At 36.1% G+C, this 17058-nt stretch carries 17 protein-coding genes; 6 read left to right on the plus strand and 11 right to left on the minus strand.

Going from position 1 to position 17058, the window contains the following annotated elements:
- Nucleotides 1-12: 12 nt before the first annotated feature.
- The 9 genes from PLZ15_14700 to PLZ15_14740 form a co-directional block, all read right to left on the minus strand.
- On the minus strand, nucleotides 13-690 hold the full coding sequence (locus tag PLZ15_14700) for a SprT family zinc-dependent metalloprotease (protein ID HOI30992.1): 678 nt from the start codon (nucleotides 688-690) through the stop codon (nucleotides 13-15).
- Nucleotides 683-3973 carry an HsdR family type I site-specific deoxyribonuclease gene (locus PLZ15_14705; protein ID HOI30993.1) on the minus strand — a complete coding sequence of 1097 codons (3291 nt, stop codon included), beginning with the start codon at nucleotides 3971-3973 and terminating at the stop codon, nucleotides 683-685. The genes PLZ15_14700 and PLZ15_14705 overlap by 8 nt, the downstream gene beginning before the upstream one ends.
- 8 nt (nucleotides 3974-3981) lie before the next feature.
- Nucleotides 3982-4995, minus strand: coding sequence for a nucleotidyl transferase AbiEii/AbiGii toxin family protein (locus PLZ15_14710; protein HOI30994.1), 1014 nt, complete (start codon nucleotides 4993-4995; stop codon nucleotides 3982-3984).
- The gene (locus PLZ15_14715) at nucleotides 4988-5602 is read right to left on the minus strand and encodes a DUF6088 family protein (protein HOI30995.1); all 615 of its coding nucleotides are present in this window, start codon (nucleotides 5600-5602) and stop codon (nucleotides 4988-4990) included. Before PLZ15_14715 ends, PLZ15_14710 begins: the two co-directional genes overlap by 8 nt.
- Before the next feature lie 103 nt (nucleotides 5603-5705).
- Entirely contained in the window at nucleotides 5706-6956 is a 1251-nt protein-coding gene (locus PLZ15_14720) for a restriction endonuclease subunit S (protein ID HOI30996.1), read from the minus strand.
- Nucleotides 6946-9597 carry a type I restriction-modification system subunit M gene (locus PLZ15_14725; GenBank protein ID HOI30997.1) on the minus strand — a complete coding sequence of 884 codons (2652 nt, stop codon included), beginning with the start codon at nucleotides 9595-9597 and terminating at the stop codon, nucleotides 6946-6948. The genes PLZ15_14720 and PLZ15_14725 overlap by 11 nt, the downstream gene beginning before the upstream one ends.
- A gap of 366 nt (nucleotides 9598-9963) precedes the next feature.
- Complete coding sequence (locus tag PLZ15_14730) at nucleotides 9964-10362, minus strand: DUF4373 domain-containing protein (GenBank protein ID HOI30998.1); 399 nt, start codon at nucleotides 10360-10362, stop codon at nucleotides 9964-9966.
- Nucleotides 10352-10513, minus strand: coding sequence for a hypothetical protein (locus PLZ15_14735; GenBank protein HOI30999.1), 162 nt, complete (start codon nucleotides 10511-10513; stop codon nucleotides 10352-10354). The genes PLZ15_14730 and PLZ15_14735 overlap by 11 nt, the downstream gene beginning before the upstream one ends.
- Nucleotides 10510-10749 (minus strand): hypothetical protein, encoded by a 240-nt coding sequence (locus PLZ15_14740; protein ID HOI31000.1) that lies wholly within the window; start codon nucleotides 10747-10749, stop codon nucleotides 10510-10512. The genes PLZ15_14735 and PLZ15_14740 overlap by 4 nt, the downstream gene beginning before the upstream one ends.
- A gap of 117 nt (nucleotides 10750-10866) precedes the next feature.
- Between PLZ15_14740 and PLZ15_14745 the strand changes: the two genes are divergently transcribed.
- Genes PLZ15_14745 through PLZ15_14755 form a run of 3 tightly spaced genes read left to right on the plus strand, consistent with a single transcriptional unit; the run spans nucleotide 10867 to nucleotide 12409 of the window.
- On the plus strand, nucleotides 10867-11229 hold the full coding sequence (locus tag PLZ15_14745; GenBank protein ID HOI31001.1) for a hypothetical protein: 363 nt from the start codon (nucleotides 10867-10869) through the stop codon (nucleotides 11227-11229).
- Entirely contained in the window at nucleotides 11202-11378 is a 177-nt protein-coding gene (locus PLZ15_14750) for a hypothetical protein (GenBank protein HOI31002.1), read from the plus strand. Before PLZ15_14745 ends, PLZ15_14750 begins: the two co-directional genes overlap by 28 nt.
- On the plus strand, nucleotides 11348-12409 hold the full coding sequence (locus PLZ15_14755; protein ID HOI31003.1) for a tyrosine-type recombinase/integrase: 1062 nt from the start codon (nucleotides 11348-11350) through the stop codon (nucleotides 12407-12409). The genes PLZ15_14750 and PLZ15_14755 overlap by 31 nt, the downstream gene beginning before the upstream one ends.
- A gap of 88 nt (nucleotides 12410-12497) precedes the next feature.
- Here the strand turns inward: PLZ15_14755 and PLZ15_14760 are convergent, their stop codons facing one another.
- Nucleotides 12498-13844 carry an alkaline phosphatase D family protein gene (locus PLZ15_14760; GenBank protein HOI31004.1) on the minus strand — a complete coding sequence of 449 codons (1347 nt, stop codon included), beginning with the start codon at nucleotides 13842-13844 and terminating at the stop codon, nucleotides 12498-12500.
- A 220-nt stretch (nucleotides 13845-14064) separates the two neighbouring features.
- Here PLZ15_14760 and PLZ15_14765 point away from each other — a divergent pair, with 220 nt between their 5' ends.
- Both PLZ15_14765 and PLZ15_14770 read left to right on the plus strand, forming a co-directional pair.
- Nucleotides 14065-14379, plus strand: coding sequence for a hypothetical protein (locus PLZ15_14765; protein HOI31005.1), 315 nt, complete (start codon nucleotides 14065-14067; stop codon nucleotides 14377-14379).
- A gap of 19 nt (nucleotides 14380-14398) precedes the next feature.
- Nucleotides 14399-14824 (plus strand): DUF123 domain-containing protein, encoded by a 426-nt coding sequence (locus tag PLZ15_14770; protein ID HOI31006.1) that lies wholly within the window; start codon nucleotides 14399-14401, stop codon nucleotides 14822-14824.
- On the opposite strand, the gene PLZ15_14775 is transcribed toward PLZ15_14770, so the two are convergent.
- Entirely contained in the window at nucleotides 14755-15747 is a 993-nt protein-coding gene (locus PLZ15_14775; GenBank protein ID HOI31007.1) for an NAD(P)-dependent oxidoreductase, read from the minus strand. The two genes, PLZ15_14770 and PLZ15_14775, sit on opposite strands and share 70 nt — an antisense overlap.
- Before the next feature lie 113 nt (nucleotides 15748-15860).
- Here PLZ15_14775 and PLZ15_14780 point away from each other — a divergent pair, with 113 nt between their 5' ends.
- On the plus strand, nucleotides 15861-17054 hold the full coding sequence (locus tag PLZ15_14780) for a pyridoxal phosphate-dependent aminotransferase family protein (protein HOI31008.1): 1194 nt from the start codon (nucleotides 15861-15863) through the stop codon (nucleotides 17052-17054).
- Nucleotides 17055-17058: the final 4 nt, after the last annotated feature.

Here is a 17058-nt window from a genome sequence, read left to right on the forward strand (position 1 = left end):
TTGTAATACTAATTACAAATCCATACCGGCGCCGTTCTTTTTGAGCCAATCAACTTTATCTAAATAATTTGGGATTAGTTTATCAACTTCATTCCAAAATGCTTTAGTATGATTTTTTATTTTCAAATGAACCAGTTCATGAACAACAATATAATTTAGCACTGCGTAAGGAGCCATTATACATTTCCAATGAAAATTAAGATTACCTTCTTGAGTGCATGAAGCCCAACGGTTTTGAATATCTATGATTCTCACTTTATTCGGGCTTACTCCTAACTTCTTTTTATAATCTTCAATTCTTTTTATGATTTTTGGGAAACCATTTGTTTTATAAAAATTCACGAAGTGTTCTTTGGCTTTAACCTTTTCTGATTTCCTTAAATAAAAACGACCGTTTTTTAATACAAGGGGTTCTTCAATTGTATCTATTAGTTTTAACGCATAACTCCTACCTAAGTAAAGAAATGATTGGCCACTTACAAATTCTCTATTTCTATGAGATTCATTTAATATTCTTTGTTCAGTCCATACCTTATAAATACGATATTCTTTCTTCTTGAGAACTTCTTCAACTTTAGCCAAAGGTAAATTCTTTGGCGCGTGAACAGTAATTGAACCATCGCGTTCAATATAGATGCTAAGTGTTTTACGAGCACTACGAGTTAATGTTAATTGTAATTGATCAAGCATTTTTAATTCTTCGTAATTCTTGTTCTCGATTTCTTGCTAATTTAATAAGTTCTGCTGTAATTACATCGTGCTTCTTTGAAATTGATTCTATCCCAGAAAAATACTTTAGTTCATCTTTAACCTTTCCTTCCAACTCATGAATTGCCGCATCATGCTGCCAAAGATTATGGTCATTCAAAGCATAAAGAATGTGGTTAATTACTATTTCGGTAATTCTAGCGATATTCTTTAAGTCTTCTTCAGATGGTTTTTCAGTTTGATATGTAATTGCGATCATTAGATCGAAGAAAGGAGCTTTTTCTTTAGATACATAATTGTTATCATTTTCTCTCCCTTGTCTCAGATCATCACGAAGTTTTTCAAATTCTAATACTTGTCGATCCCAATCATCGGCGTGATTTTTAACAATATTATCAAGACGTTCTTCCAAGCTCATGAAAAGAGCAGGGTCTTTCTCCATTTCGACTTTAATGTGTTTTCTTATTGCATGTTCCATTTCAGATGCTTTAGATTTTGGATTCAACGCGAACTTTGCCACCTCTTTAGGAAAATCCTCGGAAAGCAAACTTACAGGTGGAATTTTGCTTTCAATACCAAATGACACTAAATATTTATCAATTAGCTTGCGAACCTTAGCGCCAGCCCATTTTAAATCCATAGTTTCATCTTTGTAACGGTTTCTAATTCTAATAAGCAAGTAACCAAATCTTTTAGCGGGGACCCAATACTTATCGGCGTCTTTGACATTAAAAAGCAAATCCAGACTTGAGAAGAAATGACGAAGATAAACATCAAGTTCAGCTCTAAACTTTGGGGTAGCAGCAAGTTCAATGCATTTTTCTGCTACTTCAAATTCATAATACTGATTATCAATTTTTTGTTGAACAAATTTTTCGATATCCTTAACATCGTTTTCAATGAAGAATTTAATTAATCTTTGATAGCGAGCTTCAAGAGCAGGTAATTCTTTATTCAAATCACGAAAGAATGCATTTAAATCATCGAGAGACTTTTGATCTACTTTATCATCATTGTAAATAGCCAATGCTTCTCTTAAATGTTCGGCAACGCCATAATAATCAACTACAATTCCATTCTTTTTAAAAGCGCCTTTAGGACGATTAACCCTAGCGACGGCTTGTAATAAATCATGTTCTCGTAAATTTTTATCAAGATACATGACTTGTTCAATTGGCGCATCGAAACCAGTAAGAAGTCGATCGCAAACACATAAAATGGCAACTCCGGTGTCCGGTTTTTCAAAATTGAAATCTTTCTTAAAATTATCCTTTGCCTTTAATTCAGCAGCATCATTTCTTGCTTTAGTTATGAAAGCTTCTTCATTATTACTGACTTGTGTAACATAAGCCGCAACTTTACAAAACTCCATTTGTTTAATTAGTTCATCATCCTTTTCACCATCCGGTTTTGCTTTTTCCGCATCTATTTTTTTCTTTAAAGCATTTTCAATTTCGTATTTATAAAGAACAGCTCCTTTTATTGAACTCGCGACAACTTGCGCTTTGAAACCATTTGGTAATATTTCCCTTGTATAATGTTCAATTATATCTTCTGAAATTTTGATAACTCTTTTTTCAGATTCGAGATAAGCAATCATGTTCCCGTAACGTCTAATGATCTCCTCTTTTTCTTCTTTTGTTCTAGACTTAAACATATCCTCAAATTCATTACGGAATATATTTTTATCAAGTATCTGATCTTTACTTGTGCGTCCAATATAAAGTATATCAAGTGTCGCTCGATCATCAACGGAATCTTTCATTTTATATGTATCAATAAAGCTGTTAAAACGCTGGTGCGTTTTTAGTTTGTGCCTATCTGTAAGAAGTGGGGTTCCAGTGAAAGCGATTTTAGTTGATTCAGGAAAGGCATCAAATATATTTTCGCTCATTATACCGCCTTGTGTTCGATGAGCTTCATCAATGAGTAAAATGATTTTATCCGATTCACTGATTGTTGCAAAAGATTCATATTCGGGAACAACTCCTTCCTCAACGTAAGCTTTCATCAAGCTTGAAGAATATCGGATTTTTTCTTCGAGAAATTTGTGGACCATAACCATATTAAGATTTGGAATTGCCGGACTTAATTCTTTTTCAAGATCAGCACGATGTTCTATTACAGTAACTTTTTCTTCAGTAAGATCGGCTGTTTTACTAAGTTGTTCCTCCAGATCGGTTCTATCATTAATTAAAATAACTTTGTATTCTTTCAAGTCTTCATAAGCACGCATTCTGCGAATTAAGAAAACCATGGTTAATGATTTACCAGAACCTTGAGTATGCCAAATAACACCGGATCGATCGAATGGAGTTGGTTGAGTTCTAATTCTGTGAATGATCTTATGAACCGCGCGATATTGCTGGTAGCGGCAAACAACTTTCACTTCTTTCCCGCTGTCGGTTGTCATAAATACAGTGAAGTGTTTTAAAATATCTATGACAACTTCTCTATTAAGCATACCATGGATTAATACATCTTGACGCTCTTCCGGTTTTAGTTCGAGTTCCAATTCTTCATTAATGTCTTTATCAAAATACTTTTTGTTTTCTTCCGGGAAAATATCCTTCCAATTATAATAGTAATCAAAATCGGCAGAAATTGAACCAAAACGCGCTTCCGTTCCGTGGGTAATTATGCTAAATAAATTTGTATGAAATAGACGTTCCTCTCCTTCCTTAACGCCATAACGATCATCTCTAAGATTTGCATAACGGCGTATTTGATCAAAAGCTTCAGAAAGAGGTTCGCTGCAATCAAAATCTTTGCACTCAATAACCACAAACGGAAGTCCATTGACAAATAAGACAATATCTGGACGAATATGATTTTTAGTAGAACCGGGAGTATCTAAGCGGAATTGGTTGATCGCTACAAAAGAATTGTTAAGAGGATTTTTAAAATCAATAAATTTTACAGGAGTGTTTATGCAAGTTATTGGGTTTTCTTTAACTGTTCCTTTAAGTAAAAGATAATGTGCTTGTTTATTAGCTTCGTAAAGACTTGGCGCGGTTAAAGCGGTAAATCCTCTCAACAATTGGTCAAGGTGATTCGGGGTAAGCCATTCTTTACCATCATCGGTAAGGTTAATTTTACGAATTGAATCTTTAAAAATATCTGCAAGAATGACATCCTTAAATGTTTTGCGTGCGCTTGATTTTGGGTCTTGAGGAATTCCCTCACCTTGATCGATTACAGGTTCCCAGCCAATTTGATAAAGTTTTTTTAGAAATGGTTTTTCAATGTTGAGATATTCAGGCATAGACAGCTCTAGAAAGTTAGTTGATTTATATTAGTCTTTAGAGTTATTAATCTTTCTAAAAGTTTATCAAAAGGAAGAGATTCTTTATAAATCATACTTTCTTGCATCAGCTTGTAATCATTTTTCCATTCTTCTATTAAAGAATCGGGCGGAATAAAATTTATTTTGGAAGGGACATGATTCGAATAGTCTATTCCTCTAATACGAGTAATTGAGCTCCGATGTTCAACAATATGGTTGTATAATTTAGAATCGGACAGCGCTATTTGACCATATTCAGAATCCATTATTCTTTCAATGTCGTATAAATGCCGGCTTAATCTATCAACACGAATTTTATCGGGAGTTTTTTGAAACTCTTCATGCAATAGGAATATTTTTTCAAGGAATGTTCGTTCCGGGTTCACAGCCGGGATAGTTATATCGTCATCAGCAAAGGATTGTTCTTTATAATATTCGCCAACAAGGGATGAAAAAGATTTTTGAGTATTTGGCTCTATTAAAGAGCGGCTTCCAATTTCAATTAAGACTCTTGGCAAAATGTACTCCGAGGTTTCCGTAACGCTTGGATAGTTTACCTCGATAATCAGAGGGTCTTGATCGTCTGAAGTTGTTGGCGCGACTTTGATTTCCAGGCTTTGAAAACCGGCTTCTTTATAAACCGAGATTAGCGCCGGGGCAAATGTGTCAACAATGTAGCTGCAAGAGCGTTCTCTAAGCTTTTTAACTTGAGATTGAGTCAGCTGTTCAGCAAAGCCCAAAAATTTACGATCAAGCGCCAGATCAATATCCTCAGAAAACCGATCAATAAGTTTCCACGCTTTACTTAAAGATGTTCCTCCTTTGAAGACAGTATGAGGAGCTACATCCATATTAAAAACCAAGTCGAGTGTTCGAACAACCCACCAATCTTTTTCAACCGCGGCAGCGGGCAAACCAGATTTATTACTAATCTCCACAAAAATATTTTGTTTAGTAGCGTCTTGAAGTTCAAACCATTTTTTCACCGCAGTTTCATTCATTTGATTTTTCTCTAAGAGCAATTAAAAATATCTTTCTAATCCACTCGGGTGCCGTTCCTATATCATGTTGAAGATGGGTAACTTTTTCCTCTTTAAGAAGCTGCAGAATTTTTTCTACTTCTTGCTGGGTAACTTTATCTTTACCAATTGTACGAAGGGCTTGAATAACTAAACTACTTATTTGACCGATTGCCGCGAGGTTTTTAGGAGCGGTTTTTTTGAAAGTAATTGTGCGTCCACCGATTTTAATTTTGCGCGCGGCGCCGTCTGTAAGGTATACCATATTAAGAGGAACTTGAGTGGACAAGCCCAATTTATTAAGAGCAAAAGCTCCGGTTGGTACGATGCGGGCTTTATCCCGTTTCGCAATTGTGTTAGCTACGGTTTCTGCCTGTGGAGTTACAAAACCAATAACCGGGTCTTTAAGCGGGCGGGTGTAGATGCCGGTAGCAACTCTTTTGAGTTCACCAGATTTTGTTAATCTTTCAAGAGCTTTTGCGGCGGTTCTTGAGTTAGCAATTGTTAGGAAGTTATCCGCAAAAAAGAGCGAGCCCCTCTTGGCTTTTTTAATTTTGGTAAGTATTTGCGATTCAACGCTTTGCGGCATTATAGAGCCTCATTTTTGTCGCAAATTTAGCAAATATTTGCGACAAGATTACCACAATTATTGATTGTGGGTTTGCTAAAACTCCCCGACTTGAAAGTCGGGGTTAATCTACTTTTACGCGCTTTCTTCCGGTTAAAAGAACTTGCATCAGTCCGGTTTTAATAGATTTATATTTTTTTACGGTATTCTGTTCAACCAGTAAATAATTCTCAATAGAGTTGATATGATTATATATTTCTATTTGCTCTGAAACGTCTTTTGGAAATGTAATTTTCATTTTTCTGATTGAATCAATGACAACACGCGTTAATGCACTACCAGTCTTAAATTTTAATAATTCTCTATCAAAATAAAATGACTTTAAATATGAGTATAAAAATTGTGGTTTAACTTTTTCATTACATCTTAGTAATGCAATACTTGACAATACTACGATCTTTCTGTTGCCATTAAAGAGAATAATTTTACCAATTGTTCCATCCTTAGATAATAGAACATCATCCTTTTGAGGTGAGCAATTTTGTGTAACCAAAAAATCAAAATCTTCTTTGCTTATTTGAGTACAACTATCGTAATTAAAATCATTTTCTAACATATCCTTAACATTGCCAATTAAATAATTAGAAGGGCTCGTTTTAGGACTTTTATGAGAACCATCTGTAAGTAAATTTGTAATATTCTTAAGTGTATCAATCTCCCACTCTTTTGGAATAAAACCAAGCTTTGTTTGTTTATAAAGTTCTGGTGCTTGGTTGTATGTTTGGCGAATTTTACCGGTTTTAATATCTATACCGCGAGTAAAGAGGTCTTGCATTAATCCTTGTTTAATGGATTTATATTTTTCTATTGCAGTTTCTGTTTTGGAGATTACTGAATCGATAGATGACAGGATTGAAGCGATTTTGCGTTGCTCGTTTTCAATGGGATGAAATATTCTGAAGTTTTCAACAATTGTCGTATTAAGATTAAGTTGTGTTCCGGGTTGTCCTTTTGCCTCAAAATCTTTTTCATGAAATTGAAGTATATAATATAGAAATTCAATATCGGTATTTTTAATATCATTGAACAATACGAATCCATCATGAACACATGCAGGCATATCAATAATTATGGGTCTACCAATGGTTGCACAAATTGACATTATTAAAGCGCCAGGACCAACTCTAACACTCAGCGACTCACCTAAAGGGGATACATATTGTTCAGTTTTCTTCAAATATTTTTGCGATTTGGTTACATCTGAAATTCTGACCCAACCGACTTCACCACCAAAATATTTAGGATCACCGATAGGTCTTGGTGAAGCTCCTCTCCTCACTTTTGCTATTTCACCAATTGTAGTATTAGGAACCATAACCCAACTCGGATAAGAATTTGTTGAGCTGTTCGGTTTCTTTATCGCGCTCGTTAAGAATTGTGTGCAATGGAGTTGTGTATTTATTCCAAAGGTTTTCAATTACAAAAAGGAATTTACGCTGGTATTGCTTAAGGTATTCATCAACTGTTGTTGTTAGCGTTCTTTTCCAACGGGCAAGTATTAAAACTTTAGCTTCTTCTTGTGTTATTTTTTCGCGAGCAAGTTCAACGGTTTTTTCTTTATTATTTCTTATCTCTTTGATTACCAACCGTACTTCTTTCAATTCTTTATCAAGTTCATAATGCCGTTCAACAAGTTTTTCGGTTTCTGCTTTGCGTTTTGCGTAATCGGCGGCAAGTGGTTTTAAATCTTCAATCTCTTTTAGAAGAGAATCAAGTTCAGCATTAATACCAAATTCATGCTTGTCTATTTTTATTTTTAGTTCATCCTTTTTCTCTTTATCAATATCTTTTAATATCGTTTTAGCGTTGGCATTATAGCGTTTGATAAGATTGTTAATCTGTTTTTCATGCGCTTTTTGCTTGGCGCCGTTTTCTTTTATGCGCTCTTTATGCTCTATCAAAATATCCTTTGGAAATACTTCATAATCATCTTCGTTATACTGTCCTTCCTCGAGTTCGTTAACTTCTTTAAAAAGAGCTTCAATTTCATCCCGGCGGAATTCTTTTTCCCTTAATTCTTGTAATACTTCAGGGAATTGAGATTCAAGAATTTCATTATCGGGTATTAATTCCGGATTCCAATTACTGGCAGCAACGGATTTTAGATCTGCGGCAATTGTATTCCAGAAATGAGCGAACGAGCCACGTGATTGATAGAGATCGAGGATATTAAGAGAGAGCATTTGATCTGCAATGCTTGAAGTAAAAATTTGTCTTAACTCAAAAAGGTTTTTATTAACGGGGAGTTTTTCAAGACGCTCAAGATTTTCGTTCCACCAAGAATCGATAAGATCGAAATACTGCTGGTGCTTAGTTTTAATCGCGTCTGAATCATCAATTATTTTTTTAATGTGTTCTTTTTCTGAAATAGATTTATTGAATTGATAATACTTTTCATATTCATTGGATTGAGATTCTTCACCTGATAAATCGGGTCCAGAATGACATATGAAAAGCGACTCTTTGAGATCGGAATAGTTTTCGAAGTAAGGATTCAATGATTCAATTTCGGATTTTGGGATCCCTCCATGGAGATGAGATCTAACATCGTGCGGTTCGGGCGGTGGAGAATTATCTACATAGCGGCGGACATTCAGAATATATTCTTCTTGTTCAATTTCTTCTTTAGAAACTAACTTGGAATAATTTGGTATTTCAATTTTGTTCTTATAGACGTAAGTAATTTTTTCGATGTCTTCTGGTCTAAGCTTGTTCTGAACTTTTCCTTCTTTAAATTCTTTATCCGCGTTGATAAGTAAAACATTCTTTCTTTCTCCAGTTCCATTCATGTTTACTACCAAGAAAGCAGCGGGAATTCCCGTTCCATAGAAAAGAGCAGGAGGTAAACTAACAACAGCTTCAAGAAAACCATTTTGGATAAGCCAATTGCGCATATTCTTTTCTTCACCACCACGGAATAAAACTCCATTTGGCATTACTACTGCTAAACGCCCGTTACTTTTAAGAGAATGAATCATATGTTGAACGAACATGAAATCGGATTTGCCTTTTTTAGGCATTTTGAAATTGAAGCGTTCGGCATGCTGCATTCCTTCTGTAGTCCAATTCTGGGAGAAAGGTGGATTAGCAAGCACAACATCAAAACGACGAGTTACACCTCCCTCAATGTGGAGAGGATTTAATAATGTATCACCATTTTGAATGTTTGCGTCATAAATATCATGAAAGAGAAAATTCATTTTGCAGAGAGACCATGTTGTTCCGTTTTTCTCTTGACCGAAAAGACTAACGTTCTTATCAATACCATACCTGTTTTTAACATAGTTATATGCTTGTATTAAAAAGCCGCCGGAACCAACGGTTGGATCATAAATTTCATCATTTTCTTTAGGCTCAACAATATTGACCAGCAAGTTTACTACTTCACCAGGAGTATAAAATTCGCCTCCTTTTTTACCAGAAGAGTCAGCAAAATATTTTATTAATATTTCATAAGCTGAACCGAGTAAATCCGGAAACTCCAAATTAGAATCTTGAAAAGAAACTTTGCTTAATTCATGAATGAGAACTTTAAGATCGGAATCGCCGATACGTTTGTTCTTTCCAACTTGTTTATTGAAGTCGATTGTTGATAAAACGCCTTGCTCGATTTTATCGGGATTGGTTTCCTCAATTGCCTCAAAAGCGATGCGAAGACCATCACCAATTTCTTCATGCAAAGTTTTAATATGGTCCCAACGCGCAGGTTCAGGAATAAAGAATTGATAAGCGTGTTGATCTTTAACCGCTTCTTCAATTTGTTCTTCAGAAGCGCCTCTTTCTCTGAATGATTTTTCTCTGATGTTTCTCGCTTCGTCAAATTTATCATTTATTCGTTTTAGAAATAGAACCGCGATAACATATTCTTTGAACTCGGAAGCGTCCATGTTGCCACGGAGAGATTCGCAAATTTCTTCTAAAATATTTTCAAGCTTATTTAGGGTAAGTTTATTCATAGATTGTTTGAAATTTTAATAGGATAATACAGTATTACTTTATAGAAATTAATTAAAGTTCGATAAAAATGAAAGAATAACCTAAATAATTTCACTTCGTTAATAAATGCGAGTGGATGGACAAATACAAATTATATTAAAATTGTTTCATCATCCATCTTGATAGAAGAAATCGGGATGTCCAACTCCATATTATTTTTGATTTGGTTCATTATCCATCCCGCTAAAAAACAGCGGGATGTCCAACTCGATGTTATATTTATATTGTTGAGTTGTCCACAGTAATATTATTTCTTTTATTTCTTTCTCTCTTTCTTTCTTTGTTAAAAAGAACGTGTTCGGAACAGGTTTTTTTATAACGAGAGATCAGGTTGGTCTAATAAGCTTCAGTTCGTTTTTGCTTAAGAGGGCTTTTTCGCGGTTTTCCTTATTGCGGACACGCTGTTTCATAACCTCCTTAAAAGTTTCGCGGACATTCTCCGTAGAAACATTCCCATCGATATCGATCAACAATTCACATTCTTTCGACAGGTAGGAAACAAACTCCTGAAACTCTTCTATGCTCATTCCCAGATCTGACGAAACGGAGGCAACGACATATTTTTTGTTTAGGTTGAGGATGCAGTTATCGGACCCGGCGATAATATTATTGAGCGCCCAAAATCTCCCCTCTCCCGCCCAGCCGTATTTGAGTCGGAGGAGTTTGAACTTAGGATGATTATGAGAATTAGAATAGTGGCAATAATACTCGATATTATTTTTCATTCAGCAATTTAGAAATATGATTAAGGATAGCCGTATTAGCTTCGATTGAGACTGTTGTACGGATACCTTTAAGCTGAAGGTTAAGGACATATTTTTTTAATTTGCCGTGGGTGACCGGATCGATATGAACTAGTTTGGTATTAGATTTCATTTCAGGACCTCATCTAATGTATTCATAGTGAGTGAATTTCTGTTTATAAAATCGATAAGGGAAGGGGCAAAGATTTTCTTATGTATTCTGCCGGGACAGACAAACACATCAATCTCACCGGATTTAATCAATGTTCGGATAATAGACCGGTCGATATTGGTTATTCTGGAGGCTTCGCTGATAGAAAGGATGAGTTTGGGGAGGGAGATGTCCTTGTAAATGATTTTACTTGACATTAAAATGTAAATATGTTAATTTGATAATGTGAAAATAAGTTAATTAAATATAAATAATGTGTTAATAAATGTCAATAATTGACAATAATATTGTCAATATGTTAAGAAAGGTTACCCGTGGACTCAGAAAAAGTAAAAAAAAGCATACTTGCGAGGTACAAACGGTTATGTGACTTTGCCGAGGAATTAGGCGTAGATCCTTCTCAGGTCAGCAGATGGATCAGGAAGCCGACGAAAAAATTCCAGGCGATATTAATAAATAAAGGGATTATAGAAGACGAGAATAAAAAAATAGATGAAGTTGAGAATAATGAAAATGATAAGTCGGAAATTATAAATAATTACAAAAATATTATTGCAGAGAAAGAAAAAGTAGTGGAGAAGCTGCTATCGATTATTGAATACCAGGATAAGATTATTGAAGATTACAAAAAGAAGCTGGGGGTTGAGAAGTGGATAAAAAGTATGAAGGAGAAATAATTAAGCAGATGGCAGAAATCATTAGAGCAAAAGATGAGATAATAAACAGACTGGAAAAGTTACTTGAGGAGAAGGACAGACAAATAGAAGAGAGTAAGAAAAAGGGGGAAGAGCCGGAATGGCTGAAATATATAAAAGGAACGGGGTAATCTGGCTCACATACTCAGTCTACGGAAAACGCTACAGAGAATCACTCGGATTAAAAGACACTCGCGAAAACAGAATACTCGCCAAGAAAATCAAACTGCAGAAGGAAGCCGATATCTTAAACGGAATTCATCCGCTTATCAAAAAGGTTAAGAAGAAAACTTTAAGCGAGGCTTATAAGGATTTTGAGAAAACGAAGGAGAATAGATCCAGTCAGTTAATCAATTTGTATAAATATTGTTATGACAAACTAATTGATTTTTTGGGTAATATAGAAGTAAAAAAAATAAATGAGGATGCAGTTAAGAATTTTTATAATGAACTGCAGTACTACAAAAAGAAAAATCAAGAAAAACTTGCAAAGAGTACTATAGAAATAATTTTCAGGCATCTTAGAATAATTTTTGAATTTTATGTAAGACAGAGAATAATAGAAGAAAATCCTTTCCCGCGATTGGAACGGAGCGAAAAGAAGATAATAGTAATATCGAAAGATGAATTGGAGTTGATTCTGTACTTACTTAAAAAGCATAACGAAGAACAGTACAGAGTTATCAGGTTATTTATGATGACGGGTTTTCGAGTAAGCGAATTAATAAGATTTGAACATGAGGATATAGACTACAGAAGAAATATCATCTATGTAAAGAACAATAAAGGAAAACGAGTTGATCAGTTTCCGCTATATAAGGAGCTACGGGATTTTTTATTAAGTTTTTCAAATCAATCGGGGAAAGTAATTAAGTATAAAGACCGCAATTCGTTAAAGTTCTTCGGAAGGTTTTTAAATAGAGAAAAATTAGAACATTACACTATACATGAACTGAGGAAAACATTTCTTTCAAGACTTGCAAACTCGGGTATGTCGTTATTCGATATTCAAAAATTAGCGCGGCACAGAGATATCAGGACCACACAGAAGTACTATTTAGAGGCAGACTATATGCGGCTGGGAAATCGAATAAACGATGTAATTTCGGGCACACTTGAGGGCACAATGCCTCAAAACGCCTTGAAAATAGCTCAAAAATGAAGTTTTAACTTGAATGGCATTCAAGAGGTCAGCGGTTCGATCCCGCTTAGCTCCACCATCGATCCCGCTTAAAGCGGGATCATTCTTATTACTTTTTATACTTCAATTCATTTTCATTAATAGAATAGTTCCAGAGTTCTTTTCCGTCTGAATCATATACTGTGCATTTGAGAAGACGGTTTTTCGATTGACCAGAAAAACCGAATACCGCAAAGTTATGCTGGTCAGCCAGAGTACCCGGTACTCTAAGGAAATTCTTTTCATCTTTACCCGGCGATACTCCTGCAGTTAAAGAGGAAATTGTAAAATCGTAAAGCGGGTAAGAATTTTCTCTAGGCAGTTTTGTAAGCTCGGAATGATGTCTATCACCTGTTAAGAAAACCACTCCTTCAATTTTCTCATCCTCCAGAAGGGCCATCAATTTCGCTTTCTCCTCCGGATATTTATCATATGTTTCGAGAAACGGTTTATCGTCAACAGGATTTAGAACCTGTCCTCCAACAGCAATTATCTTAAATGGTGCTCTGCTAGAAATCAGATTATCAATTAGCCATCGAATTTGTTCATCCCCCAAGAGTTCTCTATTACCGGTTTTACGGTTGTTTGGTGTTCTGAAATATCTCCCGTCCAGAAGGAAAAAATCGACATCTCCCCACTGGAAATAAGTAGTCATCGATTCTTTTCCGCTAAATCCGAATGTAGGATTACCCCAGAATAATTTATTGGCATCGAGTGTTTTCTCTTTAAGATAGTATCCCCTGTCGCTGTCATTAGGACCGAAATCGTGATCGTCCCATATCGCATAATGGTGCATCGAGCCGAGAACAGGTTGTAACTCCGGCAAAGAACGCGTATGAGTTATACGCTTTAGAATTCCAGTCCAGGAGTCCCAATCAACTTCTCTCAGATAGAAATTATCTCCCAGCCAGATCATGAAGTCTGGATTTTTTTTATAGATGCTCGTCATAATCTGATAATCGCTGCCGTATGGCCTTCCCGGTCTATCATACACAGTTTCATTAACGTAGAAACAGCTTCCGGTTGCAAAACTGAAATCCGGTGGATTCTCACGCCACTGCCAGAGTTTTTGTGTCTGGAACTTCAAGTCGTAATTTCTCTTAACGGGTTTACCGTTTATATACAATTGATAATTATACTTTTGACCCGGTTCAAGCTGATCTGCAATTAATTTTGCAGTAAACCAGTTTGTTTTGGTTGTTGAAAATTCGTCGGTAAAATATTTTTTCTTCGGTGAATTAATATTCCAATAGGCAAATTTTACTTTGGCCGCAGAGCTGGTCTGTACCCAGAGGCCAACCTCACGCATTGAAGAATAACCCACCATAGGTCCCGACTGAAGAAGATCCTGAGCCATTAATAATGATGAAAGGCAAAAGATAAATAAAACGGTTAAAAGAATTTTTATTGATTTCATATCTGATACCTTTATTGAATATACCGGTGAAAGATAAAATAATTATTTAAGTGAAAAAAGATTTGGATTAGTGATATAGGTAAATTCTTTTTATGTTTGACATAAAAATGGAGCTAATTATTCCAAACAGAATATGAAGAATAGAATATTAATCATATTTTCTTTTATTATATCATTGATGATTTTTAATAACTGTGACGATACAATAAATCAGGAGGATTTGGACTCGATAACAATTCCTTCGAGCAATGTCAGCTTCAATCAGTATATTCAGCCGGTCTTTAATGCCAGATGCAATAATGCCGGATGCCACAATTCAATCGATAGAGCCGGAGGGCTCAGCCTTATAAACCACGCAGAAGCTACTTCAGATTTCCTAGTAGTAGCACCCGGATTACCGGATAACAGTAAACTCATCTGGTCAATCGAAGCTAAAAGCGCTTTTCCGATGCCTCCTATCGGATACAGACCATTAACAAAAAATCAGATAACCGGAATAAGAACCTGGATTAAAGAAGGTGCAAAAAACAATTGATAATTCAGGCGTATATATTTTGGAAATCTATGCCCCATCGAGCTTTTCAATTGGGATAAAAAAATATGCCGGACGCATCTTCAAATCCGGATATTATTACTATACGGGAAGCGCTCAAAAGAATCTGAAGCAACGAATTGAAAGGCATCTAAGGAAAAAGAAAAAAAAGCACTGGCACATCGATCACCTGACCGCATACAAGTCGGCAGAAATTAAACGAATCTTCATTTTATTGAAAAAGAAAAAATTCCTGGAGTGCCGTATTTCAAACCAGATATCAAAGATAACCGGAGTAGCGGTGGCGGCCGGTGGATTCGGTAATTCAGATTGCGATCAATGCGAATCCCATCTTTATTACAGTTCAAGGAGACTGAATCAAAGCCATTTTACTTCGCGGTACCAATCGACAGTCTGCTTAATTCCGTCTTCCAGAGAAATATTCTGACGGAATCCGATTTCGTTCACAGCTTTGGTAACATCACAGGTCCAGTATTGCTGAACGAAGTCTCTGGCTTTCTCAATGTTAAAAGTGGCAGCTTTAGAGCTGAATAGGGAGAAAAATTCCGCAAATGCAGCAACTGTAAAAACTAAAAAGTGGGGTACACGAATAATCAGAGCCTTTCTATCCATAGCTTTTGAAATTACATTTCCTATTTGAATCCAATCGTAGTACTCCTGGGAACCGATAAAATAAGTCTGTCCAATTCCCCTATCACTTTCAGCAGCCAGAACCATTCCGTCCACAAGGTCCTTTACATGGATAAGATTAACGAGCTTCTTGTTGAATCCGATCAATCCCATAAAACCATTCTGATAAGTCTTAAATACAAGATAGATTTCCGTATCTCTCGGACCGTAAACTGCAACAGCGCGTACAATACTTATTGGAAGTCGATCCATAAAAGAACGGGCTAGCAGTTCCTGAGAATATTTGCTATTTCCGTAACGTGTAATCGGATGCTCCTTTGTTGTTTCCGTACAAGGTTTACCGTCGAGAGACGGGCCGCATGCTGTCTGACTGCTTACTATCAGTACCCGTTTTATACCGGGATTAATTTCTACAAGGGCCTGCAGAAGAGTTCGGGTAGCTTCCACGTTTCCTTTAATATACTCTTCATTAGTTTTTGCCTTTACTACACCCGCAACATGATAAAGGTAGTTAGCATCTTTAAGAACTTCTTTAAGAGATTCCTTATCAAAAAGTCCGCAGTCGATAATTTCAACATTCTTACCTTGCAGCCATTTTTTTGAACTTGTTTTCCTTAAAATGCATTTAACATGGTGACCCTGTTCAAGGAGTTTATCGACGAGATGACTTCCTACAAAACCTGAGGCCCCAGTAACAACAGAAATAATTTTTGGATTCATATTACTATTAAATTAGATATTTTGTTTATATTGTTAAGGTTATTTACAAAACCTGCTAAATAATTTTCATTAAGATATAAAAAATTAAGGACGAAAAATAATCCGGAGGGCTATTGGACTTATTCAATAAATGTCATGAATTTACACGGGCTGATGATATAAAAGCTCTGGGAGTTTATCCATATTTCCGACCAATCGAAGAAAATGAAGGTCCGGTTGTTCAGATAGAAGGACGTAAAATTGTAATGGCCGGTTCAAATAATTATCTGGGATTGACTGCTCACCCGAAAGTAAAGGAAGCCGCATTAAAAGCAATTGAGAAGTACGGGACAGGATGCTCGGGTTCAAGGTATTTAACGGGAACACTTGATCTTCATATTGAACTTGAGGAAAGACTTGCAAAATTTTTCAGTGCTGAATCCGTTCTACTATACAGTACCGGGTATCAGACTGCGCAGGGAATTATTCCTACTCTTGTGCAAAGAGGTGAATATGTTATTTCAGACCGCGATAATCATGCATGTATTGTGGCCGGACAAATTATGGCCAAGGGAGCAACAGCGAGTCTCGAAAGGTACAAACATATGGATCTTAACGACCTTGAGCGGGTTCTAAAAAAGATTCCGATCGATGCCGGAAAGTTAGTTGTGAGTGACGGTGTTTTCAGTACCGGCGGAGGAATTGTGGACCTTCCTCATCTCGTTGCTCTTGCAAAAAAATACAATGCAAGAATCCTGATTGACGATGCTCATTCAGTCGGAGTAATCGGCAAAGGAGGAAGAGGCACCGCAAGCGAATTCAATTTAGAAAAAGAAGTCGATCTGACGATGGGAACCTTCAGCAAAACATTTGCATCTTTAGGCGGTTTTGTTGCAGGACCTGAAAGGGTTATAAATTATCTTAAACATCATTCACCTGCACTTATTTTCAGCGCATCGCCAACTCCAGCTTCCGTTGCCGCAGCTCTTGCCGCTCTTGATATATTGGAACAGGAACCCTGGCGTGTTGATAAATTGATCAGAAATGCCGCAAAAGTAAGAAACGAGCTGCAAGCTGCCGGTTTCAATGTACCGGACGGAAGGACTGCAATTGTTCCAGTAATTGTTGGTGACGACCAACTTGCATTTACGATGTGGAAAATGCTATATGAATCAGGGATTTTTGTCAATGTATTCATATCTCCCGGAGTACCGCAGGGAAGACAAATGATGAGAACATCCTACATGTCTACACATGAAGATGAGCATCTCGATTATATTATCGATACATTTAAAAAGATCGGTAAAGAACTCGGTCTGATCCAATAAATAT

The organism is Melioribacteraceae bacterium (assembly GCA_035362835.1).
GTDB lineage: Bacteria > Bacteroidota > Ignavibacteria > Ignavibacteriales > Melioribacteraceae > DSXH01.

Excerpts from the sequence above, each read along its gene's own strand:
- PLZ15_14700 (HOI30992.1), bottom strand. The coding sequence starts at position 690 with ATGCTTGATCAATTACAATTAACATTAACTCGTAGTGCTCGTAAAACA.
- PLZ15_14705 (HOI30993.1), bottom strand. The coding sequence starts at position 3,973 with ATGCCTGAATATCTCAACATTGAAAAACCATTTCTAAAAAAACTTTAT.
- PLZ15_14710 (HOI30994.1), bottom strand. The coding sequence starts at position 4,995 with ATGAATGAAACTGCGGTGAAAAAATGGTTTGAACTTCAAGACGCTACT.
- PLZ15_14715 (HOI30995.1), bottom strand. The coding sequence starts at position 5,602 with ATGCCGCAAAGCGTTGAATCGCAAATACTTACCAAAATTAAAAAAGCC.
- PLZ15_14720 (HOI30996.1), bottom strand. The coding sequence starts at position 6,956 with ATGGTTCCTAATACTACAATTGGTGAAATAGCAAAAGTGAGGAGAGGA.
- PLZ15_14725 (HOI30997.1), bottom strand. The coding sequence starts at position 9,597 with ATGAATAAACTTACCCTAAATAAGCTTGAAAATATTTTAGAAGAAATT.
- PLZ15_14730 (HOI30998.1), bottom strand. The coding sequence starts at position 10,362 with ATGAAAAATAATATCGAGTATTATTGCCACTATTCTAATTCTCATAAT.
- PLZ15_14735 (HOI30999.1), bottom strand. The coding sequence starts at position 10,513 with ATGAAATCTAATACCAAACTAGTTCATATCGATCCGGTCACCCACGGC.
- PLZ15_14740 (HOI31000.1), bottom strand. The coding sequence starts at position 10,749 with ATGTCAAGTAAAATCATTTACAAGGACATCTCCCTCCCCAAACTCATC.
- PLZ15_14755 (HOI31003.1), top strand. The coding sequence starts at position 11,348 with ATGGCTGAAATATATAAAAGGAACGGGGTAATCTGGCTCACATACTCA.
- PLZ15_14760 (HOI31004.1), bottom strand. The coding sequence starts at position 13,844 with ATGAAATCAATAAAAATTCTTTTAACCGTTTTATTTATCTTTTGCCTT.
- PLZ15_14775 (HOI31007.1), bottom strand. The coding sequence starts at position 15,747 with ATGAATCCAAAAATTATTTCTGTTGTTACTGGGGCCTCAGGTTTTGTA.